Below are 21,375 nucleotides of genomic sequence, written 5' to 3'. Positions count from 1 at the left end.
TTACACCGCCCTTCCTTCCAGGGAAGAGATGTCGGCTTCGGCCAGGGCCTCCTTCTCGTGCTCGTAAAGGACCTTTTCCAGGTCGAGCAGTATGATCATGTCCTCCTGCCAGAGGGCGATCCCCCGCAGGTAGGCCACATCGATGCCGCTAACCACGGCAGGGGGAGGCTCTATCTTGTCCGTGGGAATCCTCAGCACTTCCAGCACGGCGTCCACGATCATACCCACCGTCATGCCCCCCATCTCCACGATCACTATGCGGGTCGAGCGGTCGGGCTCTTTGAGAGGGAGGCCGAAACGGCGGCGCAAATCGATCACCGGAATTATCCTTCCTCTGAGGTTTATGACTCCCTCCACGAACTCGGGAGCGCGGGGGACCTTGGTGACACTCTCCATGCGGATGATCTCCACCACCGAGCCCACGTCCACCCCGTAGGTCTGGTCGGCCAGGCGGAAAACTACCAGCTGCTCCTCGTGCTTTTCCTCGGGCATGCAAACTTCCCCCTTTTAACCTGCCTTGCGCAAAGCTTTCTCTTGCTCTTTAATCGGTCACTATCTGCCGACCCTTTAACACTCTTCCTGGTTCCACCTGCCACCCGGGGATTTGAGGTGAAATGGCGAAGCGCCCTGAGGCTGTGGGCTTTCCTGCGGAGGAAGCGACTGCGGTCAGGTGCAGGCCGAAGCGGGCATCTCTCCCGGTTTCTACGGAGTCACCTTGGGCGACTGAGGCTGCAGGTACTGCTCGGGCAGCACTCCCGGCTCGGCTTTCTGGTAGGTAGAGCGCAGGACCACAAAGTCCACGCGGCGGTTCATCTGCCGATGCTCCTCAGAGTCGTTGGGGACAAGGGGGCGGTACTCGGCGTAGCCGCAGGCGCAAAGCCGCTGCGGCGGGAAGTTTACCGTGTGGATGAGCTCCTCCACTACGCTGGTAGCCCGGGCCACCGAAAGCTCCCAGTTAGAGGGGTAGCGGGGCGTGTGGATAGGAAGGTCGCAGGTGTGCCCCTCTATGCGCACACAGTTGGGCATCTTGAGCAGAATTTTCCCCACTTCCCGGACGATTTCTTTGGCCTGGGGGGTAAGTTCGGCGGAGCCTATGGGAAAGAGCACCGTGTCGAGCACGCTCACCACCAAACCTCGTTCCTCTATCCGGGCGGTTATCTTGGCCTGCAGCCCCTTCTCCCGGGCGTACTTTTCTATCTCCGCTTTGATTTTTTCTAGTTGCAGGCTTTCTTCTCCCCCGCCGGAGAGGGCGAACCTAGTGTCCTTGCCCGGCTCGAACTCGGGGGCGCCGGACACCACCGCCGGGCCCTGCCCTTCAAGGATCATGCCGGCCCCTCCCCCCAGGGCGCGGGAGAGGGCTTCGGCTATGCCAGCAAACTTCTCAGCATCGATTTTGCTGAAAGTGTAGAGCACGATGAAAAAGATGAGCAGGAGGGTGATGAGGTCGGCGTAGGTAATGAGCCAGCGCTCCCGGCTGGCCTCGGCAAGCTCCCGCCTAGGAAGCTTCATAGGCTTCCTCTCCTTCCTCTGCCGCGGCCTGCTTGCGGTACCTGGGGCTCAGAAAAGCGGTCAGGCGCTCGCGAATGAGAATGGGGTTATTACCCGCTTGGAGGGCTAAAAGACCCTCCAGCATGATGCGGTGGGCCAGCTCTTCTTTAGCGCTCAGGTTCTTGAGCCGGGCGGCTATGGGGTAGAAAATGAGGTTGGCGCTGGAGACGCCGTAAAGGGTGGCGGTGAAAGCCATGGCGATGGCCGGCCCCAGCGCCTCCGGCGAGGAGAGGTGGCTCAGCACGTGTATAAGCCCCATCACCGTGCCGATGATGCCCATGGTGGGCGCGTAGCCGCCGGCCTGGTTGAAGATCTCCTGGGCTATGCGATGCCTTTCCTGCATGGCGAAAAGCTCGGTCTCCATAATCGACTTGACCAGCTCCGGCTCGGTGCCGTCCACCACCAGCTGAATCCCTTTGCGCAAAAAGGGAGACTCGATTTCCTTAAGGTAATTTTCCAGGTACAGCAGGCCCTCCCGCCGAGCCTTCTCGGCCAAGCTCACCAGTTGCTCGATCAAGGCCCGCTCATCTATGGGCCGGTGGAAGAAGATCACGCGCAGCGCTTTAGGCACCACGGCCACCTCGTGAAGGGAAAAGCCAGCCATGGTGGCTCCCAGCGTGCCGCCGAAGATGATGATGAAGGAGGAAGGAGCTACCAGCTGGGCCACCGTTCCCCCTTCCAGCATGAAGCCCAGCAAAAGGCAGGCAATTCCCACCGTGATGCCTATCAGTGTGGCTATGTCCACCTTCCACGCCTCCTTCGACTTCAATTAACAGAATTCGTCTTAATCCGTCAATTTCCTTCTTCGGCACAGAAAGTCAATTTCCTTTGGCTTCCCGGAAAATTTTCGCTTCACAGGCGGAGGAGAAAGAAGAGGAGGAAGGAAAGCAAAGAGGCGGCGAGGAGCAAGGGGTGCATGGGCAAGAGGTCCCAGAGCCTGGCCTCTCTGCCCCAGAGCCAGAAATAGAAGCCCAGACAAGCGAAACCCATGAAGAGGAAGAAAATCCGGGTGAGCAGCCGGTCGAGGCTGTCGACGAAGCGCCTGAGGTCCGGGTTCTCCTGCCGCACCTTTATCTCTCCTCGGGAGAGCTGGTTCAGGATCAGGGAGAGCTGTTCCGGCAGCTTCATCCAGGCCTCGAGCAAGGCGGGAAGCTCGGAAGAGAGGAAGCGCTTGAGCCTTCTGGTGCTCAGCCTCTCCTTGGCCAGTTCCTTGGCGACAAGGGAGGCCAGGGTGGCGATGCTCACATTGGGAGCGAGCTGGCGCACCAGCCCATCGGCGTTCCCCAGGGCGCGGGCCAAAAGAGCCAACTCGGCCGGCACCCGCACGCGATGCCGGTAGGCTACCCGAAGCATGTCCGCAAAAGCCTCACCCAAAGGTACCTGGGAGAGGGGGACTTCATAGTACTTTTGCTCCAGGTACTCCACGTCGCGCCGGAGGGCGGTGAGGTTGACTTCCCCTTGTAGAATTCCCATCTGTAAAACGGTGCGCACGATGGCCTGGCTTGACTTGCGGCTGAGCCCAAGCACTAGGTTGCCTATCTGCTCCCGCAAAGAGGAGCTTAGCCGCCCCACTATCCCGAAGTCTATCCATGCCACCCGATTGCCGGGGAGGGCGAAGAGGTTGCCCGGGTGAGGGTCGCCGTGAAAGAAGCCGTCTATCAGCACCTGGTGCAGAAAGACTTCGGCGAAGCGCCGGGCCAACTCTTCTCGGTCTAGGCCCGCCTTTTCCAGAGCCTCAAGGTCGCTGAGCTTGATCCCCTTTACCTCCTCCATGGTGAGCACTGCCGGCCGGGTGTACTCGGGAAAGACGCGGGGAATGACGGTGTACTCGTAGCGGGAAAGGTTGCGGCGGAAAGTTTCGGCGTGCAGAGCCTCCACCGTGAAGTCGCATTCTTCCCGCAAGGCCTGCCCGAACTCCTCCACCATTTCGGCAAAGGGGTATATTTTCCCCCAAGGGGTGTGCTTTTCGGCCCAGCGGGCCACCCGTTTGAGGATGGCCAAGTCGGTCTCGATCACCTCCAGGACCCCCGGCCGGCGCACCTTCACCACCACCTCTTCCCCGGAGAGGAGCCGAGCCCGGTGCACCTGAGCGATAGAGGCGGAGCCCAGAGGCTCAGGCTCGAAGTAAGAAAAGAGAGAATCCAGAGGGCAGCCGAACTCCTGTTCGATCACCCGGACCATCTCTTCCGCCGCCAGAGGGGGTACGGTGTCCTGAAGGAGCGAGAGCTCTTTGATGTATTCCTCGGGCAGGAGGTCGGCGCGGGTGGAGAGGAACTGCCCCAACTTGACGAAAGTGGGGCCTAGCTCTATGAGGGCCAGGCGCAGCCGGCGAGCAGAAGAGGAGGGAGAAGGGGGAGGCTGGTGAGAACGCCGGGGCCAGAGAGGAAGGTAGTCTCCCAGGTAGCCCAGCCCGTGCTTCAAAAGCACCTGCCCTATTTCCCGGTAGCGCCTCGCCTCCCGGTAGTAACGCTGCAAAAAACTTAGCATTAAATCCTACCTCACCGTTCTGCCCTGCTTTAAGTAGTACTTCGCGCGTCTGCCCCAAAAAGAATTTGTCTAAGTCGGCTTTGAACTTTCAATCGTAAAAAAGCTGGTTGCCCAGCGGTCGGTTCCGGAGTATAATTAAGATTGAAGCTGAATTAAGATTGAAGCTGAGCGCCCGTAGCTCAGTGGATAGAGCGCTGGCCTCCGGAGCCAGGTCTTTGCGCAGGTTCGACTCCTGCCGGGCGCACCAAGGAAGCTCACAAGGTCCGCGTCCCCCAGTGCGGACCTTTAATGTTTTGGCGGCGGAAAATACACTTCTTTTACCCGCCAAAACATTATCCCCCGGCAAAAGCAGCGCTCCCAGCGGTAAGCGCCCTCAGAAGAGCGCTCCCGTACGTATCGCTCGATGGTCTCCCTCACTTCTGGCGTTATGTCCATGTACTGCCAGAAGAATCGCTCCAACTCCTCAACCGCCTGCTCTACCGGCACCGCTCCCCTCTGGACTTCGGTGCTGAAGCGCAAGGTAGGGCGGTAGCCGGAGGTGTAGAGGTAGAGAAAGGGGAAAATGATATCGGAGGGACTCCCGCCGATATCCTCTTTAAAGAAGTGTCGCCACAGTTCTTCATGCGCTCGATCCCACCGGGGACCGGCAAAGGCGCAGTAAAGGCAGCACTCGCGCGAAGCCTCTATGAATTTCAAAAAAGTGGTCGGGTCGTTTACTCCCGGCGTCATGGAAGCCAAAACCAAATCGAAGTGCCCCCGCCAGCCCTCCCGGTCGAGGTCCACTTCCTGCCAGGTGCTCCTGATGCAGGTTACAGGCAAATTCTCCCGCCGGGCCTGTTCCTCCAGGAACTTCAGCATCTCTCTGGAGGGCTCGAGGGCGGTGACCTCCATCCCCTCCCGCGCCAGCACCAGAGCGAACGTCCCGGGTCCGGCACCTATGTCCAGGACCCGCATGCCCGGCCGCAGAGCTCCTTCCTGGCGGAGTATGTCTAAGATCTCCTGCTGCCTTTTCCTTCCTTTTTCCCCCGTCACGTGGCGGGCAAAAGAGGGGGCTCTTTGGTCCCAAAAAGCTATCAGCTCTTCCTCGCTCCGCTTTCGCCGTCGGCTAAGCGGGCTTTCCCTGCGCGTCTCCTCCCAGAGGTTAAGCCAGAACTCCGGCCTGGCCAACTCCCCCATCAACCGCACGGGCTAACTCCCCTTTCCCTCGGTCTCCTGCGCTTCCCCAGCCTTTTCCGGCGAAGAGGCAGCCTTTACTTGGGAGATTTGGCGCGAGAGGTGGAGATTCTGGGCTCTGAGCTCCCTTATCTCCCGGCTCCGCCGCCACTCCCTCCCCACCCCCAGGATGAAAACCACCAGAGCCCCAGCTACCGCCGCCCCCAGGATTACCAGCACCAGAGAAACGTTGGAGAAACGCCAGCCGAGGAAGCGGATATCTACCGGCACCGCGTTCTGCACCGCAAAGACGGCCACCAACAGAGCGAAGACCAGGGCCAAAAGGAAGACTAGTTGCATTACTCTCTCTCCCTTCACCAGAAGCATCTCACCGGCTTAAAATAAAAGCATGGCGAGTAAAGTTTGCGCGGCCATCTGCCAGCTTAGAGTAACCGCCGACAAGAAGGCTAACCTGGCCCGAGCCCGGGAATTCATCCGCCTGGCCCGCTACCGGGGGGCTGAGTTGATAGTCCTGCCGGAGATGTTCGTTTGCCCTTACGCCAACCACCTCTTTCCTCTCTACGCCGAAAGCTTTCCCGCCGGGGAAGCCCTCTCCTTCCTGAGCTCGGTCGCCCGGGAGGAGAGGATTTTTCTGGTCGGAGGAAGTTTACCCGAAAAAGAAGGAGATCACCTTTATAATGCCTCTTTTGTCTTCGACCCGGAAGGGAAGCTCATAGCCCGCTACCGGAAGATGCACCTCTTCGACGTGGATCTGCCCCACCTCCGCTACCGGGAGTCGGAGATTTTCCAGCCAGGCAAGGAGGTCGTGGTCTTTCCCACTCCCTGGGGAGAAGTGGGCCTGGCCATCTGCTTCGACCTGCGCTTCCCCTCCCTCTTCCGGAAGTTGGTGCGCCGGGGAGCGAAGATCATAGCCGTGCCCGCCGCCTACAACCTAATTACCGGCCCGGCTCACTGGGAGCTTCTGGTCCGCTCCCGGGCCCTGGACAATCAGATTTACCTTTTAGGCGCCGCTCCCGCCCGCGACTACTCGGCTCCCTATGTCGCCTTCGGCCACTCCCTCATCGTGAGCCCCTGGGCGGAAGTGCTGGCCCGCGCCGGCGCCGGGGAGGAAGTGCTGACCGCCACCCTCGATCTCGAATACCTGGAGCGCGTCCGTCGGGAGCTGCCCATCCTGGGAAAGGATTAGCTCTTTCTTTCCCGCAGGTATCTTTCAGCGCTCATGGCGGCTACAGCGCCGTCGGCAACGGCGGTGACGATCTGGCGTAGGGGTTTTTGCCGCACGTCCCCGGCGGCGAAGAGACCGGGAGTGCGCGTGGCCATCTTCTCGTCGGTGATTATATAGCCGTGCCGGTCAAGGTCTACCAGGTCCTGCACCAGGTGAGAAGCGGGCTTCACCCCGACATAGATGAAGACGCCGCTTACCGGGAGAAAGCTCTGCTTGCCCGTGGTGACCTCCTCCAGTTCGAGCCCGGTCACCCCCTCCTCCCCCTTGATTTCCTTCACTACCGTGTTCACGATCTTCTCTATCTTGGAATTGGCCTCCAGCTGCTCCAACAGGATGGGGGTAGCCCGAAAGGTGTCCCGTCGGTGTATGAGGTAAACCTTTTTCACGAAGCGGGTGAGGTAAAGCGCTTCCTGAACCGCCGAATCTCCCCCTCCCACCACCGCTACTTCCTGGTCGCGGAAGAAGAAGCCGTCGCAGATGGCGCAGTAAGACACACCTCTGCCCCGCAGCCGATCCTCTCCCGGCACCCCCAGGGGGCTGGGGCCGCTCCCCGTAGCCCAGATGACCGTCCTCGCCGTTATCTCCTCGTCCCGCGTCCGCAAAACGAATCCGTCAGGCGAAACTTTGACTTCGGCTACGTCCGCATTCTTTATCGGAACTCCCAGGCGTCTGACCTGCTCTTCCATGCGGGAGGAAAGTTCCGCGCCGCTTATAGGTTCGGGAAAGCCGGGATAGTTCTCGATGAGGTCCACGCTGGTAAGCTTTCCCCCCGCCAGGGCCCGCTCTATGATGAGCGCTTTGACCCTGGCCCGAGCAGCGTAGATGCCCGCGGTGAGCCCCGCCGGGCCCCCTCCCACGATCACCAGATCGTACGTCATTAAGGCTTCCCCTCCTCTTCCATCAAAGCCTTGGCTGCCTCCAGGATACCCAAAAGGGCATGCTCCTTAGTCAATCCTCCCTGGAGGTAAACCGCGTAGGGTTCTCGTAGGGGAGCATCGGCGGTCAGCTCCAACGAAGCGCCCTGCACGAAGGTCCCGGCTGCCATCACCACCTCGTCCGCGTATCCCGGCAAAGGAGCTCCGGTGGGCGCCGCGTGGGCATCTACCGGCGAGGCTGCCTGCAGAGCCCGGCAGAAGCGCAGAACCTTTTCTGCCGAGCCCAACGCTATCCCCTGGACGATATCGCTGCGGGGCTCATCGTAACGGGGAAGCACCGGGTAACCCAAACGCTCGAAGAGGCAAGCAGCAAACACCGCTCCTTTGAGGGCCTGAGCGGTGAAGTGGGGAGCTAAGAAGAAGCCCTGGCACATGAAGCGCAGGTAGCCGAAGGTGGGCCCCACTTCCCTGCCTAATCCCGGCGCCGTAAGGCGATGGGCCACCAGCTCCACCAGCTCTTCTTTCCCAGCTACATAGCCCCCGCTGGGCGCCAGACCCCCTCCCGGGTTCTTGATGAGCGACCCGGCACAGAGATCCACCCCCACCGCCGGCGGTTCGGCCGTATCCACAAACTCTCCGTAGCAGTTGTCCACCACCACCCAGGTGTCGGGGCAGAGGGCCTTAATCCGCCGCGTGACTTCCGCCAGCAGGTCGAGGGTGAGGCCTCGGCGCCAGGCGTAGCCGCCGGAGCGCTGCAACAAGACCACCCGCGGGCGCGACTCCCGCAAGACCGCCTCTATCTTCCCCCAGTCTGGAACCCCATCGGCAAAAGCATCTACCTCATTATACCTTACCCCCCAATCTAGAAGCGACCCTACCCCTTTGCCGGAAATAACTTCCTGCAGGGTATCGTACGGCCGCCCTTGGAGAAAGAGCAAAAGGTCGCCGGGCCGAAGGAGGGCGAAAAGGCAGAGGGCCACAGCCTGGGTTCCCGAAACTATCTGGGGGCGCACCAGAGCTGCCTCCGCACCGAACACCTGGGCGTAGGCCGCCTCTAGCGCCTCCCTTCCCGCATCGCTGTAACCGTAACCGGTGGAGCCACAGAGGTGAAAGGAGCTCAATCTCACTGCCCGGAAGGCCCGCAACACCCGCTCCTGGTTGGCCAGGGCTAGAGCATCGAAGCGGCGCCAAACCGGCTCTACTTCTGTCCTCACTTCCTCGGCCAGAAGGGAAAGCTTCTTTGCCCCGCCGTTCACCTCTAGTTTCGCCCCGCTAAGCCTTGTTCTCTTGGGCCTTTTCCTGCGGAGGAGCGAAGGTACTCACTGGCCTAACCGGGCTTATGGTGGAAATGGCGTGCTTGTATATCATCATCTGGCGTCCTTCGCTTTCCAGGATCACCGTGAAGCTGTCAAAACCCCGAATGGTTCCTTTCAGCTGAAAGCCATTGATCAAAAAGAGGGTGACCGGCACCGCTTCTTTGCGCACTTGGTTGAGAAAAGCGTCTTGTAGGTTGATCTGGGTTTTGCTCATAACGGCGACAACCCTCCGGCTTTTTTCTTTTAGAATTTTCGCTCGAAGCCAAAATAATCCTGCACCCGGCGTACTATTTCCTCCGCCAGGTCTTCTACCCCTTTGTACTGAGCCACGTCGAGCCAGCATATGCGGGGGTCGTGCCGGAACCAGGTGAGCTGCCTTTTGGCAAAACGGCGGGTGTTGCGCTTGATGAGGTAAACCGCCTGCTCGAAGCTTATTTCCCCTCGGAGATAAGCGGCTATCTCCTTGTAGCCCAGGCCCTGCATAGAGGTGGCTTGAGGGGGAACCCCTTGCTCCAGGAGCCGGCGCACCTCTTCCACCAGCCCCGCCGCCAGCATGGCGTCCACCCGCTGCTCGATCCGCCGGTAAAGCTCTTCCCGGGGCAGATTAAGACCGAACATCAGAACGTCATAAGGGGGAGGTTCTTTCTTCATAACCTCCGAAGGGGGTTTGCCCGTCTGATAGTATATCTCCAGCGCCCGGACGATGCGCTTGCGGTCGTGTGGATGGATCTTGCCTGCTGCCCGCGGGTCTATGGCCTGGAGCTGGGCGTGCAGGTGAGCCGTGCCTTTCTCCTGGGCCTCCTTTAAAAGCCTCTGACGCAGCTCCTTGTCCGCCTTTACGGGGAAAGTGTACCCGTCGATCACCGCCCGGATGTAAAGGGCTGTGCCCCCCACCAGCAGGGGCAATCTCCCCCGGGAGTGTATTTCCTCGATGAGCTTCCGGGCCAGGGCCTGGAAGGCGCCCACGCTGAAGTGCTCGTGGGGCTCCACCACGTCGATGAGATGGTGGGGCACGCCCTTACGTTCCTCCAGGGAAGGCTTGGCCGTGCCGATATCCATCCCCTTGTAGACCATCATGGAATCGGCCGAGATGATCTCCCCGCCAAGCCGCAGGGCCACTTCTATTCCCACCGCCGTCTTACCCGTGGCGGTGGGGCCGGTAATCACTACCAGCGGCCAAAGCTTTTTCATCGCTTGACTATCACCCCGTAGGCCACCCGGGCTCGTCTTCCCGCTATTATCTCCCTGAATCCCAGGCGGGCAAACTCCGCGCTCCCCTTCCTCTCCTTCAGTACCACGCGGCGTCGCGCCACCCGCAAGGCTTCCCTTACGGCCTCCGGGCGCAGGGCCTCCCGGGATCCGAAACGGCGTAGAGGGGCGAGGTTCACCGCCGCCTTCACCGGTTGCTGGAAGAAGGGGTCGAAGTAGACCACGTCAAAGCTCTCCTCCGGCAGAGTTCTGAGGTAGTCGAGGTGGTCGGCCACCACCACCTCGATCCGGGAAGCTGCTTCCGCCAGAGGGGAGGAAGAAGAAGCCAGTACCTTAAGCCCTTCCCGCACCAGTAAAGCGATAACCGGCACCTTCTCCACCCCCACTACCCGTCCGGAAGGCCCCAGGAAAAAGCTCACCACCAGGGCTTCCGTCCCCAACCCCAAAGTGCAGTCTAGGACGCTCTCCCCCGGGGCCAAAGCCATAGCCTCTATCAAGGGATCCCCTTTACCCTGCCAGAGGTTCCTCAGGCGCAAGAGAGCCGTCCCAGGGTGGAAGAAGAGCTCTTCTCCCCCTTCACCCACCAGCACCGGCCCCTCCTGCCTCACTACCAGCACTCCCCTTGCCCCGCAGGCGGCCGCTATTTTACTGAGGCTTTCCCGACGGCGGGGCACATACTCAACCCCCAGCCACCGGGCCCAGTCACGTGCCTTCTCCTCCTGGTCCGGCGTCGGCTGGTAAGAGGTGGTCACCACCAACTCCATCTCATCTTCGCCCCAAGCGTTTCTCCAGTTCTTGATAGGAGAGGGAGAAGAAGGTGGGGCGTCCGTGGGGGCAAACCGTGGGTTCGTGGCAGGCCGCCAACTGGTTTAGGAGCTCCTGAGCTAGGGGAGGGGAAAGGACTTCTCCGGCCCGCACTGCGCCATGGCAGGCCATGAGCGCCAGAACCTCGCGCTCCCGGCGGGGAACTGGAATTTCCTCCCAGGAAGTAAGGAACTCTTCGAGCAAGAGGCAGGCTGCCGCCACCTCCAGGTCCGCCGGTATGGCTCGCAGGAGGGCCGTACCCCGGCCAAAGGGCTCCAGTACAAAGCCGAAGCGCATGATGTACGGCCCTATTTCTTCCCATTCCCTCCCCTTAAGGCTTACCGGTATGGGTTCTAGAAGGCCTTGGCTCGGTACCCCTTGATTTTCCGCCGCCTTGGCGTACTTCTCAAAGAGTATACGCTCATGGGCCGCGTGCTGGTCCACCACATAAAGCCCTTCCGGTCCCTGGGCCAGGATGTAAACCGGGGGAAGAAAGCCTAGGTAGGTAAGCGGGGGCAGGAAAGAAAAAAGGTAAGTGGGGGGACTCTCGGCCACCCGTTCGGCCATGCTGGCCACCTCTTTCACCGAGAAGCGCAACTCGCGCAAAGCCTCGTCCCAGGAGCGGGGAGGAGGGGAAGGGGGTGTTTTAACCATCGGCCGCCTTTCCCCGAAAAGGGCTCTTTTTACCGCCTCCCGGCAGAGCGCCAGCACTTCCCTCTCGTCGGCGAAACGTACCACCGTCTTCTGGGGATGCACATTGACGTCCACTAGCCGGGGAGGGAGCTCTAAGAAGAGGACGAAGAAAGGATGTTTCCCGGCCGGCAGCAAGCTACCGAAGGCCTCGGCGATGGCCTGCGCTATCCCGTAGTGCCTCACCAGCCGGCGGTTCACCACAACCACCTGATGCCGGCGGTGGCCGCGGGCTAGCTCCGGCCTCCCCAGAAAGCCTCTGATCTTGAGCTCCCCTTCTTCCGCCTCTAAAGGAAGAAGGGTAGAGGCGACCTCTGCGCCGTAAATGGCGGTGATAGCCGGCAAAAGCCCCGTCCCGGGTGTGTGAAAGACCTCGCGCCCCGCCAGCCAGAAGCTGAAAGAGACCTCCGGCCAGGCCAGGGCTAGGTGCTCCAAGAGGTCCACTATGTGGCTGCTTTCCGCCCGCCAGGAACTCAAGAATTTGCGGCGGGCCGGGACATTATAAAAGAGGTCGCGCACTATCACCTGGGTGCCAGGAGGGGCGCCTACCGTCTCCTTCCTCAAGACTTCTCCGCCGGCTATTTCCACCAGCATTCCCTCTTCTGCCCCCGGCTCCCGCGTTTTCATGGTCAGGCGGGAAACCGCCGCGATGCTGGGCAGGGCCTCTCCCCGGAAGCCCAAAGTGGTGATGTTCTCCAGATCCCTGGCAGTGCTTATCTTGCTGGTGGCGTGGCGGGAGAAGGCCAGCAGAACTTCGTCCGCCGGTATGCCGCAGCCGTTGTCCACCACCGTGATGGGGCCAAAGTCCTTCTCCACCCGCACGGTTATGCGGCGGGCCTGGGCGTCGAGCGCGTTCTCCACCAACTCTTTTACCACCGAGGCTGGGCGCTCCACCACCTCTCCAGCAGCTACCAGGCTCACCGTGTCCGGGTCAAGCACTTTTATCTTACCCACGCCGCCCCCCTCCTCGCCGCTTCCCCTCGGCTTTGAGCCGCCCTTGCCACTCGGCCAGCAGGTTCAAAGCCTGCAGAGGAGTGATCTGGTCGAGATCGAGGCGGGTAAGCTCTGCCAGGAGCGGATGCTCTACGCCGCAGGAAAACATGTCGAGCTGCACTACCCGGCAGGGCCTTTCAGGCTTTTCCTCCCGCCGCCTCTCCAGCTCCTCCAGAATCTCTCTGGCGCGCTCTATAACCTCTTTCGGCAGGCCGGCCAGAGCCGCTACGTGCAGCCCGTAGCTCTTGTCGGCTTTGCCCGGCAGTACCCGGTAGAGGAAGCTGACCTTCCCCTCCTCCTCGCGCACCGCCACCGTCAGGTTGAAAACACCGGGAAGCTGAGCCAGATCGGTGAGTTCGTGGTAGTGGGTGGAGAAAAGGGTCTTGGCCTTTATCCGCTGGACGAGATACTCCACAATGGCGCGGGCGATGCTCATGCCGTCGTAGGTGCTGGTCCCTCGCCCCACCTCGTCCATGACCACCAGGCTCCGGGAGGTGGCCTGGGTCAGGATGGTGCGGCACTCGCCCATCTCCACCATGAAGGTGCTCTGCCCGCCGTAGAGGTTATCCGCTGCCCCCACGCGAGTGAAGATGCGGTCCACCACCCCGATCTCCGCTTCCGCCGCCGGGACAAAGCTCCCTATCTGCGCCATCAGCACGATTAAGGCCACCTGGCGCATGTAGGTGCTCTTGCCTCCCATGTTGGGCCCAGTTATAATGGCCACCCGCTTATCCGTTCCTCCAAGCCAAGTGTCGTTAGGCACGAAGTTTCCCGGCCCCAAAGCCCGCTCCACTACCGGGTGGCGGCCTTCCTTTATGCGGATAAGGTCGGAAGACGAGATGCGGGGGCGCACATAGTTGCCCTTCACGGCGGCCACCGCCAGGCTTGCCAGGGCATCGATCTGCCCTATGGCGCGCGCGGCCCGCAAAATGCGGTCGAGATGAGCTTGCACCTGATCCCGCACCCGGCAGAAGAGTTCGTACTCCAGGGAGTAAAGGCGCTCTTCCGCCCCCAGGATCATTTCTTCATACTCTTTGAGTTCAGGGGTCACGAAGCGCTCCGCCTGGACGAGTGTCTGGCGCCGCTGATAATCCGGAGGGACCAGGTGCAAGTTAGGCTTGGTAACCTCTATATAGTAGCCGAAAACTCGGTTGTATCCTATTTTAAGGGATTTTATGCCCGTCCGCTCTTTTTCCTTGGCCTCGAGCTCCGCCAAGTACTTGTGAGCGTCGCGCCGGATAGAGCGGAGCCGGTCCACCTCCGGATGATATCCTTCCCTAATAAGCCCACCCTCCTGAAGGGTGGCCGGAGGGTCAGGAGCGATAGCCTCCGCGATCAGGGAGGTGATATCATCAAGGTTTTCCAGTTGATCCCGCAGCCTTTCCAGTAGGCCTTTTGCCCCAGACAGCTCCTCCTTTATCTCCCCGGCCAGGATCAAGGAGTCCTTCAGGCTGAGAAGGTCGCGGGCGTTGGCCAGGCCGAAAGATAGGCGGGAAGCCAGGCGTTCCATGTCGCCCATCTTTTTGAGCCGGGCCCGGATCTCTTCTCGCTTCACCGCCTGCTCCACCAGGTAGGATACCGCTTCCAGACGCTCCTCTATGGCCGCCGGGTCGAGGAGGGGCTGCTCTATCCAGTCGCGCAGGCGCCTCCCCCCCATGCCGGTCAGGGTGTAATCTAAGACTTCCAGCAAGGTCCCCCGCCGGCTCCCGTCGGCCAGGGAGCGGGTGAGCTCCAGATTGCGCCTAGTGGCCGCGTCCAGGAGCATGAAGCCTTCTGGGCGGTAGGAGGAAATCTTCTTCAGGTGCTTCAGTTCCCGCTTTTGGGTCTCGGCCAGGTAGGCGGCCAGCACCCCCGCCGCTAAGACGGCCTCCGTTTTCCACTCCCCTTCCCGCTCGTAGCCCTCTAAGGCGGCTTCGGCCCGGGCGAGATCCCGGAAGAGCTCCTGCGGCCAGAAGGTGACCGCTGCCGCAGGTGCCGCCGCCCGCACCAGGTGCTTGAGTTCCTCGCTTCCTTCGGGGAGCACCACCTCGGCCGGCTGCAGCCGGAAGAGCTCGTCCATAAGCTTATCCTGTGCCCCCGCTCCGGCGAAACTGGTCACGCGGAACTCCCCGGTGCCGACCTCAGCGCTGGCCAAGCCGTAGGTCTTCCCGCTTCCCGGAGCTACGGCTGCTATATAGCTGTGGCTGGTCTTGTCGGTCGTTTCCCCTTCGAAGAAAGTCCCGGGAGTTATGACCCGCGTTACTCCACGTTTCACCAGACCTTTAGCCTGAGAGGGGTCTTCCAGTTGCTCGCACAGGGCTACTTTGAAACCGTGGCTCACCAGGCGGGCGATGTAGGAAGAGGCGCTGTGGCAGGGAACACCGCACATGGGAACTCTACCGAGACGACCCGCGTCCCGAGAAGTGAGGGCCACCTCCAGGATGGGGGCCGCCCTCACCGCGTCATCGAAGAACATTTCGTAGAAGTCCCCCAGGTGAAAGAAAAGAATGGCATCGGGATACTGCTTTTTTATCTCTAGGTACTGCTGCATCATCGGCGTGAGGTTGCTCATGCCAAGCCCCGCCCCCTCCTTCCCATTATAACAAAAGCGGAGGGGTCCCCCTCCGCCGATATGGCAAACTTTCCGCCTGTCAGTACTACTTGATTTCCACCGTGGCACCGGCCTCTTCGAGCTTCTTTTTGATGGCCTCGGCCTCTTCCTTGCTCACCTTTTCCTTCACCGGCTTGGGTGCGTTGTCCACCAAATCCTTGGCCTCCTTGAGGCCCAGGCCCGTGATCTCCCGCACCACCTTGATGACATTGATCTTCTTGTCGCCGGCCGAGGTCAGGATGACGTCGAACTCCGTCTTCTCCTCCTGCGGAGCCGCCGCCGGTGCTGCAGCTCCCGCCGCCGGGGCCGCCGCTACCGCCACCGGCGCCGCTGCCGTCACCCCAAACTCCTCTTCCAGGGCCTTGACCAGATCAGCCAGCTCCACTACTGTGAGCCCTTTAATGGCCTCGATGATCTCCGCCACTTTGGACATATTTTAAAACCCCCTTCTAAGAATTCAATTTTTAAGAAGCGGTAGCCTGCTTTTCCTTTATGGCCTCCAACACGTAGACCAGCTTGCGGATGGTACCGCTCAAAACTCCGACCAGGCCGTAAAGCGGGGCCTTCATGCCGCCCACCACCTTGCCGATGAGCACTTCGTAAGGCGGCAGATCGGCCAGGGCTTTAACCTGATCGGGCGTCAGAGCTTTCTTGCCCAATACCCCACCTTTGATCTCTAAAAGCTTGTACTCCTTGTTGAAGTCGGCCAAAATCTTGGCGGTCACCGCCGGATCGGCGAAACAGAAAGCCAGGGAAACCGGGCCTTTGAGAAAGGGTACCAGCTCCTCCAGGCCTACCTCCTGGGCGGCAATCCTTATTAAGGTGTTTTTGGCTACCTTGAGCTGACTCTGGTTCGACCTCAGACGCCGCCGCAACTCGGTAAGCTGGGCCACCGGTATCCCGGTGTGGTCAGCCACGAAGACCGCCTTGGCTTCCCGCAGCTTCTCTTTAAGCTCGGCCACGATCTCCTGTTTCTGAGCCCGCGCCAGTCCCAACCTTTCCTCACCTCCTTCCAGGTACTCAAAATAGAAAGGGCGGAACCGCCAAAAGCCGAGGTTCCGCCCAGTTAAAGGCTTGATTCTGAACTCAAGCAAACCCTCAACCAACTCAGCAGCACCTCGGTTGGCGGCGAAGCTTCTCGCCTTTAAGCCCTTGAAAGGGCACCAACTGTCTCAGGCAGAAAGGAATTTTATGAAGCCAGGAGCTTGGCCGGATTCACCTTTACCCCCGGGCCCATGGTGGAGGAAATGGTTATGCTGCGCAGGTACTGACCCTTAGCCGCCGGCGGCTTGGCCCGTACCAGGGCGTCCACCAGGGCTTTCAGGTTTTCCACCAGCTTTTCCACCTCAAAAGAAACCTTACCGATGGGGGCGTGCACGATCCCCGCCTTGTCCGTCCGGTACTCCACCCGGCCTGCTTTGGCCTCAGCTACCGCCCGGGCCACATCGAAAGTCACTGTGCCCGTTTTGGGGTTGGGCATAAGCCCCCGCGGGCCCAAAATGCGGCCGATGCGCCCCACCATGGCCATCATGTCAGGCGTGGCGATAGCCACGTCGAAGTCAAGCCAGCCTTCCTGGATACGGGCGATGAGGTCTTCCGCCCCTACATAATCGGCTCCCGCCGCTTCCGCCTCCTTGGCCTTCTCGCCTCGGGCGAAGACCAGCACGCGCCGCGTCTTGCCCGTGCCGTGGGGCAGCACTACCGCGCCCCGCACCTGCTGATCGGCGTGCCGAGGATCGACTCCTAGCCGCACAGCCACCTCCACCGTCTCGTCGAACTTGGCGGAAGCTAAGCGCTTGACCAACTCCAGTGCTTCATAGGGATCGTAAAGCTTGGTGCGGTCTACCTGCTTTTTTGCCTCCAGATACTTTTTGCCGTGCTTGGGCACAGTTTTCGCCTCCTTGTGGTACTGGCGGAGAAGATTCTCCTCCCACTTTCCTTGTTTAATCTTCCACGATCTCGATACCCATACTCCGCGCCGTTCCCTCGATCATCCGCATGGCCGCTTCGAGGGAGTTGGCATTGAGGTCGGGCATCTTGAGCTCCGCGATCTGACGAATCTGCGAGCGCTTGACCTTTCCCACTTTGGTTTTGCCCGGTTCTCCCGAGCCGGTTTCAATACCCGCTGCCTGCTTTAGGAGTACCGAAGCGGGCGGCGTTTTGCAGACGAAGGAAAAAGAGCGATCTTCGTATATGGTGATTTCTACCGGTATAATGGTCCCCGCCTGGGCCGCCGTCCGCTCGTTGAACTCCTTCACGAAAGCCATGATGTTTACTCCGTGCTGGCCTAGCGCCGGTCCCACCGGGGGTGCCGGCGAAGCTTTACCGGCCGGAATTTGTAGCTTTACTATTGCCTGCACCTTCTTGGCCAAGGATCTTTCCCTCCACGATCAAGCTAGTTTTATATCTTCTCCACCTGAGTATAGTCGAGCTCAATAGGTGTCTCGCGGCCAAACATGGAGATCATCACCCGCAGCTTGGCCTTTTCGGCGTTGACCTCCTCCACCACCCCGATGAAGTTTTGGAAGGGGCCCGAGGTCACCCGCACCTTTTCTCCAGGAGAAATGTCGATGCGGAAACGCGGCGCCTCTCCCCGCGTCCGCTTGAGGATCTCTTCTACTTCCTCCTCGCTTAGGGGAACGGGCCTGTTGCCGCTTCCCACAAAGCCGGTAACGCCGGGAGTGTTGCGCACCACGTACCATGACTCATCGGTCAAGATCATCTCCACCAGGATGTAACCTGGGAAGATGCGCCTCTTAGTGGCTTTCTTCTTGCCGTCCTTGATCTCGATAACGTCCTCTTCCGGGATGACGATATTAAAGATTTTGTCCTCCATGTTCATGGAGGCGATTCGCTTCTCCAGATTGGCCTTTACCTTGTTCTCGTACCCCGAATAGGTATGTATGACATACCAGCGCCTCTCGCCCACGATCGGGGGAAACTCTTCCCCTCCACCTCCTTCAAGCTACACCTTTAAGATAAAGCGCAGGATCTGGCTAAAGATAGAGTCCGCCAGCCAGATTATCAAGGTCACTAAGCCTACCGCTGCCAGCACCACTCCCGTGTAGATGAGAACTTCCCGCCGCGTGGGCCAGTGGACCTTTTTGAGCTCCTGCCAGACACTAAGGAAAAACTCACGGGTTTTGGCTATACTTGCCTTAATATCAACTTTTTTCTTGCTAGCCTCTTTGGCCTTGATGGGCGAAGCTTTAGCACCTTTGGGAGCCTTAGAGGCAGCCTCTCTTGCCCCTTTGCCCTCTTTAGGGCGCTTGAGCGGTACTAGCTTGCTAGCGGGAAGCGGGCCCTTACCGTTATCCTTTCCAAGTTTGACCATGCTCATTATCTCCCGCCCCAAAGCCCGGCCTACTTGGTCTCCCGGTGCAGGGTGTGCGTGCGGCACCAGGGGCAGTATTTGCGCAACTCCAAGCGGCCGGGGTCGTTACGCTTGTTTTTAGTGGTAGTATAGTTGCGCCGCTTGCACTCGGTGCACTCCAGCGTGATAATTACTCGCATAAACCCTATGTCACCCGCCCTTTTAAAGCAAAATAACAAAATGAGAGGGGAAAGCTGCGTTCTTAACCTTTTCCGCCCCTCCCAGGGTTCCGTCAGTAACCTCCCACCCTCGAAAGGGTGGGCCTTCCCGGCAGAGCTATTCGTAATTTAGCATACGTATATCCTGCTGTCAACCTCAAACTGGCTCTAGATCGTGTCAACCTACTGTAGGAGTCTCGAGCCCCACCATCCCCGGACCAGGACGAACTACCAGAGAAGATCGATGTTCCGGCTCAAAGCTTTGAGAGCCTTGGTTAGTGGAGTCACCGGACCTCGCAGCGCAGGAAGATTACCGAACACCTCACCCGATACTTTCCTCAGCCTCTGCCTTTCTCCCTCAACAGCTGCCTTATCGATCTCTAGAGCCTTCAAGCCCTCCCTCCATCGAGCTATATACTGCTCCTGCAAGGAAACACCGTTCGCCTTCGCTACCCGCAACCGGGCCATCCGGTCTACCCCACGAGCAAAGTCCTGAGCCATCGGCTGTGATGATAACCGCGCCGCTAAAACGCGACTTACGTGTCCCTCCGCACTCACCCCAAGCCGGGCCTCCGGGTAAAGCCAGTATGCCATTATCCCCTCCCAGTTCTGATCTATGTAGCGCCGACAATTCCGCACCGCCTTCCTCCGACCAGGTGTCTCCGCCTTCCTCACCGCTCCCTTCAGTACCTTCTCTACCCCCACCCGATCACCACGCCTCAACGCCGCCCTGGTCATCTTGAGAAAAGGGCTTGGCCTGAGCCCCGATCAGGCCGTAGGGCTGGATCGGCCCGAACTCAAGCCCCTAGAGAAGGAAGCCGCTGCGCGGGTACTGGGGAGCAACCCCTATATCCGCGTAAGCTTCCTTCTGTGCAAGGGGAAGCCCACCCTTTCAAGGGTGGGAGAAGGTCACGAGGCCTTCTTTCGGCCCCCATTTTTCGCATCCAGTCCTACTATCAGGACTAGCAAAGAGCCCGGAATGGAAGCAAGGCTGGGTGTGGAGAAAGTAACGGTGCCTAAAAAGGTAATTATTGCCGCAAAAATTCCCGCAATCAGCACCATCCGCCTGTTGCGGTACCGTGCAGCGCAGAGGGGGCAGTCCCGAAAATAATACAGTACCCGCCTACGTAAGCTACATCGAACGGGTAAAAACTACTGTGTTGTTTGAGAAAAATTACTACTGTCCAGCAACAAACGGCCAACCCCAGAACGCTGCCGAGAACGCCCAGCCACCGCTTCAATAGTGTTTCCTTCCTTTCCAGGCTTAAAGTGGCAAAGTGCTACGGTACGATATAATCTTGCCTGGTAGTTACAGTTCCGTTAGGAATATACCCATTGAGAGCGGTAACAAGCTCAGGGAGCATAAAATGTGAAAACAATACTAGATGCGAAAAAGCTTGTGGCCCCCTTTAAACATGCTTCTTACCTCCATTTCTCACAGATTTCAGAATTTAGCGAATGTCTCACGTTAACTCAGCCACCTCCCTTCCCCGAGAGATTGATGGTTCCTTATGGTCTATTGCAAAAAAACGGAGTCAAGGGTTTGTGGATGACTTTCTTGGCCCGCGGCGGCACGGGGCAGCTCTCCCGCTACCGGTCTCCACCCGTCCATAGGCCTGAGTGACGTCCTCTCCCCAATGAATTGAGGAGCATCCCTTTAAAGGGACGCACGCAGGGATTTGCCCCTGCGCCCCGGTTCGTGGACTCCGTGCCACCCCAGGTGGAGCGACAGGACCACAGGCCGCGCCACACGGCCATTACTCCCCTTCACGGGAGATACCTCGTACGCCCTCTCGAAGATGTTCAAAGAGCCGTTCACGTCCGCCTGCGCCCTCCAGCCGCAGGAACATGTGTATAACCCCCTGCTCTTCCGGTTGGAGGGCAGTACGCGCCCGCAGGCGTGACAGCGCGCGGACGTGTTCTTCTCGTCCACGTCGTCCCGGACCGCGATCCCGGCAAGCGCTCCCTTGTACTTGAGCATATTGATTAGCTTACGGTACGGCCAGGCATGTTGCCTTTGGTTGAGTTTGTCTCCGTAGTCGATGCTCTCGCGGAAGCCACGAAGATCCCCGATGGCTATCTCCCCCACGCCTCGCCTCATGCACTCCTCTATGAAGTGGGACGTGGCAATGTGGAGCAGGTGCTCCACTTGAAGCTTTTCCCGGTGGGCCACCTCCCTCCACCTGCGGGAGTTTGGCTTGAGACTCGCCCGCACCTTCTGCCAGTATCTCCTCACCGACTTAATGAACCTGCCCGAGTAGAGCAGCACGGTACCGTCCTCGAAGGCGGCCGCCATGAGGACGGTCTCCCCCAGGTCCAGGGCAGCTCTTTTTGTCCCAGGACACGGGTTCGCCTTCACCTCCACCACCAGACGGGCTTCTATCTGCCCGGACACCTTGTCGTAGATGATGGAGAGCTCCCGCACCCGCTCGTACTCCACGCCGGGACGGTGAGAGATGCGGAAGGAGACCTGTCTTACCCCGTCTTCCCGGCCGGTGCCCAGAGAAACCGTGACCTTGTCTCCTTCCACCCTGAAGCCGCTCTGGACGTACTTGAGCGGGGAGAGGTAGCTTTTCGGGCGAAATCCGGGGGCGCTGTGCCGCGTGAACCCCTTTTTCTTGAGGGCGAAGAAGGACCTGTACGCTTCTATCACTTCGTCCCTCGTGAGCTGCACGGACATCGAGTAGTAGCACTTCGCCCGGGGAAGTTTTTTTAAGATGCGGTTGAGATTACTGCGGGAAACATTTGTTTTTCCGGTCTCCTCGTACTCCTTCCGAAGATGCCAGAGGAGACCGTTGTAAACTTTGGTGGCGCAAAACATGGCGTCTTTGAGAACGGCCAGGGTCTCGGGGTCGGCGTGCACCTGGGCTTTGACGGTGACGAGGGGCACTCACGCTTCACCTCCTTCCCCTGAGCCTTTATGCCATTATACCG

Annotated in this window: 22 protein-coding genes, 1 tRNA gene, 1 pseudogene and 1 other annotated feature; of the genes and pseudogenes, 2 read left to right on the top strand and 22 right to left on the bottom strand. The window is 59.8% G+C overall.

Annotated elements, in window-relative coordinates; translation table 11 throughout:
- The 4 genes from DXX99_RS01670 to DXX99_RS01655 all read right to left on the bottom strand — a co-directional run bounded on the left by DXX99_RS01670 (window position 1) and on the right by DXX99_RS01655 (window position 4,035).
- Window positions 1-492: a chemotaxis protein CheW gene (locus DXX99_RS01670; protein ID WP_115791772.1), complete on the bottom strand. Its 492-nt coding sequence runs from the start codon at window positions 490-492 to the stop codon at window positions 1-3.
- 210 nt (window positions 493-702) lie between these two features.
- The gene (locus DXX99_RS01665) at window positions 703-1,509 is read right to left on the bottom strand and encodes a flagellar motor protein MotB (protein WP_115791771.1); all 807 of its coding nucleotides are present in this window, start codon (window positions 1,507-1,509) and stop codon (window positions 703-705) included.
- Entirely contained in the window at window positions 1,496-2,293 is a 798-nt protein-coding gene (locus DXX99_RS01660; protein ID WP_115791770.1) for a flagellar motor protein, read from the bottom strand. Before DXX99_RS01660 ends, DXX99_RS01665 begins: the two co-directional genes overlap by 14 nt.
- Before the next feature lie 107 nt (window positions 2,294-2,400).
- A complete protein-coding gene (locus tag DXX99_RS01655) occupies window positions 2,401-4,035 on the bottom strand; it encodes an ABC1 kinase family protein (RefSeq protein ID WP_115791769.1) in 1,635 nt (544 codons plus the stop codon).
- 168 nt (window positions 4,036-4,203) lie between these two features.
- Between DXX99_RS01655 and DXX99_RS01650 the strand changes: the two genes are divergently transcribed.
- Window positions 4,204-4,282, top strand: a tRNA-Arg gene (locus DXX99_RS01650).
- A 38-nt stretch (window positions 4,283-4,320) separates the two neighbouring features.
- Here DXX99_RS01650 and DXX99_RS01645 read toward each other — a convergent pair.
- Window positions 4,321-5,211 carry a class I SAM-dependent methyltransferase gene (locus tag DXX99_RS01645; RefSeq protein ID WP_276308322.1) on the bottom strand — a complete coding sequence of 297 codons (891 nt, stop codon included), beginning with the start codon at window positions 5,209-5,211 and terminating at the stop codon, window positions 4,321-4,323.
- A 12-nt stretch (window positions 5,212-5,223) separates the two neighbouring features.
- Window positions 5,224-5,547, bottom strand: coding sequence for a LapA family protein (locus DXX99_RS01640; protein WP_115791767.1), 324 nt, complete (start codon window positions 5,545-5,547; stop codon window positions 5,224-5,226).
- A 49-nt stretch (window positions 5,548-5,596) separates the two neighbouring features.
- Between DXX99_RS01640 and DXX99_RS01635 the strand changes: the two genes are divergently transcribed.
- Window positions 5,597-6,394, top strand: a complete 798-nt coding sequence (locus tag DXX99_RS01635; RefSeq protein WP_115791766.1) for a carbon-nitrogen hydrolase family protein — start codon at window positions 5,597-5,599, stop codon at window positions 6,392-6,394.
- Here the strand turns inward: DXX99_RS01635 and trxB are convergent.
- The 16 genes and pseudogenes from trxB to DXX99_RS01550 all read right to left on the bottom strand — a co-directional run bounded on the left by trxB (window position 6,391) and on the right by DXX99_RS01550 (window position 21,331).
- Window positions 6,391-7,311 carry a thioredoxin-disulfide reductase gene (trxB, locus tag DXX99_RS01630; RefSeq protein WP_115791765.1) on the bottom strand — a complete coding sequence of 307 codons (921 nt, stop codon included), beginning with the start codon at window positions 7,309-7,311 and terminating at the stop codon, window positions 6,391-6,393. The genes DXX99_RS01635 and trxB overlap by 4 nt on opposite strands.
- Complete coding sequence (locus DXX99_RS01625; RefSeq protein WP_115791764.1) at window positions 7,311-8,564, bottom strand: methionine gamma-lyase family protein; 1,254 nt, start codon at window positions 8,562-8,564, stop codon at window positions 7,311-7,313. The genes trxB and DXX99_RS01625 overlap by 1 nt, the downstream gene beginning before the upstream one ends.
- Window positions 8,565-8,580: 16 nt before the next feature.
- Entirely contained in the window at window positions 8,581-8,838 is a 258-nt protein-coding gene (gene hfq / locus DXX99_RS01620; protein WP_115791763.1) for an RNA chaperone Hfq, read from the bottom strand.
- A gap of 29 nt (window positions 8,839-8,867) precedes the next feature.
- On the bottom strand, window positions 8,868-9,815 hold the full coding sequence (gene miaA / locus DXX99_RS01615) for a tRNA (adenosine(37)-N6)-dimethylallyltransferase MiaA (RefSeq protein ID WP_115791762.1): 948 nt from the start codon (window positions 9,813-9,815) through the stop codon (window positions 8,868-8,870).
- Window positions 9,812-10,597, bottom strand: a complete 786-nt coding sequence (locus DXX99_RS01610; RefSeq protein ID WP_115791761.1) for a class I SAM-dependent methyltransferase — start codon at window positions 10,595-10,597, stop codon at window positions 9,812-9,814. Before DXX99_RS01610 ends, miaA begins: the two co-directional genes overlap by 4 nt.
- Before the next feature lies 1 nt (window position 10,598).
- Window positions 10,599-12,281, bottom strand: coding sequence for a DNA mismatch repair endonuclease MutL (mutL, locus tag DXX99_RS01605; RefSeq protein WP_115791760.1), 1,683 nt, complete (start codon window positions 12,279-12,281; stop codon window positions 10,599-10,601).
- Entirely contained in the window at window positions 12,274-14,871 is a 2,598-nt protein-coding gene (mutS, locus tag DXX99_RS01600) for a DNA mismatch repair protein MutS (protein ID WP_115791759.1), read from the bottom strand. Before mutS ends, mutL begins: the two co-directional genes overlap by 8 nt.
- Window positions 14,872-14,956: 85 nt before the next feature.
- Window positions 14,957-15,343, bottom strand: coding sequence for a 50S ribosomal protein L7/L12 (rplL, locus tag DXX99_RS01595; protein ID WP_115791758.1), 387 nt, complete (start codon window positions 15,341-15,343; stop codon window positions 14,957-14,959).
- 31 nt (window positions 15,344-15,374) lie between these two features.
- A complete protein-coding gene (rplJ, locus tag DXX99_RS01590; protein WP_115791905.1) occupies window positions 15,375-15,905 on the bottom strand; it encodes a 50S ribosomal protein L10 in 531 nt (176 codons plus the stop codon).
- 22 nt (window positions 15,906-15,927) lie between these two features.
- Window positions 15,928-16,105: a sequence feature (ribosomal protein L10 leader region), on the bottom strand.
- On the bottom strand, window positions 16,100-16,798 hold the full coding sequence (gene rplA, locus DXX99_RS01585; protein WP_115791757.1) for a 50S ribosomal protein L1: 699 nt from the start codon (window positions 16,796-16,798) through the stop codon (window positions 16,100-16,102). It overlaps the preceding feature by 6 nt.
- A gap of 55 nt (window positions 16,799-16,853) precedes the next feature.
- The gene (gene rplK, locus DXX99_RS01580) at window positions 16,854-17,282 is read right to left on the bottom strand and encodes a 50S ribosomal protein L11 (RefSeq protein WP_015739886.1); all 429 of its coding nucleotides are present in this window, start codon (window positions 17,280-17,282) and stop codon (window positions 16,854-16,856) included.
- Window positions 17,283-17,311: 29 nt separating this feature from the next.
- Entirely contained in the window at window positions 17,312-17,839 is a 528-nt protein-coding gene (nusG, locus tag DXX99_RS01575; protein WP_115791756.1) for a transcription termination/antitermination protein NusG, read from the bottom strand.
- Between the two features lie 36 nt (window positions 17,840-17,875).
- Window positions 17,876-18,244, bottom strand: a complete 369-nt coding sequence (gene secE / locus DXX99_RS01570) for a preprotein translocase subunit SecE (RefSeq protein WP_115791904.1) — start codon at window positions 18,242-18,244, stop codon at window positions 17,876-17,878.
- A gap of 29 nt (window positions 18,245-18,273) precedes the next feature.
- On the bottom strand, window positions 18,274-18,423 hold the full coding sequence (gene rpmG / locus DXX99_RS01565) for a 50S ribosomal protein L33 (protein ID WP_015739889.1): 150 nt from the start codon (window positions 18,421-18,423) through the stop codon (window positions 18,274-18,276).
- Window positions 18,424-18,669: 246 nt separating this feature from the next.
- Window positions 18,670-19,170: pseudogene (locus DXX99_RS01560) on the bottom strand (UPF0236 family transposase-like protein); the annotation flags it as partial.
- A gap of 928 nt (window positions 19,171-20,098) precedes the next feature.
- Window positions 20,099-21,331 (bottom strand): RNA-guided endonuclease InsQ/TnpB family protein, encoded by a 1,233-nt coding sequence (locus DXX99_RS01550; protein WP_115791755.1) that lies wholly within the window; start codon window positions 21,329-21,331, stop codon window positions 20,099-20,101.
- Window positions 21,332-21,375: the final 44 nt, after the last annotated feature.

The sequence above is a fragment of the Ammonifex thiophilus genome, assembly GCF_003368535.1.
Taxonomy (GTDB): domain Bacteria; phylum Bacillota; class Desulfotomaculia; order Desulfotomaculales; family Ammonificaceae; genus Ammonifex; species Ammonifex thiophilus.
Note: the sequence above shows the minus strand (reverse complement) of the source record. Positions and strands in the feature narration are given on the sequence as shown.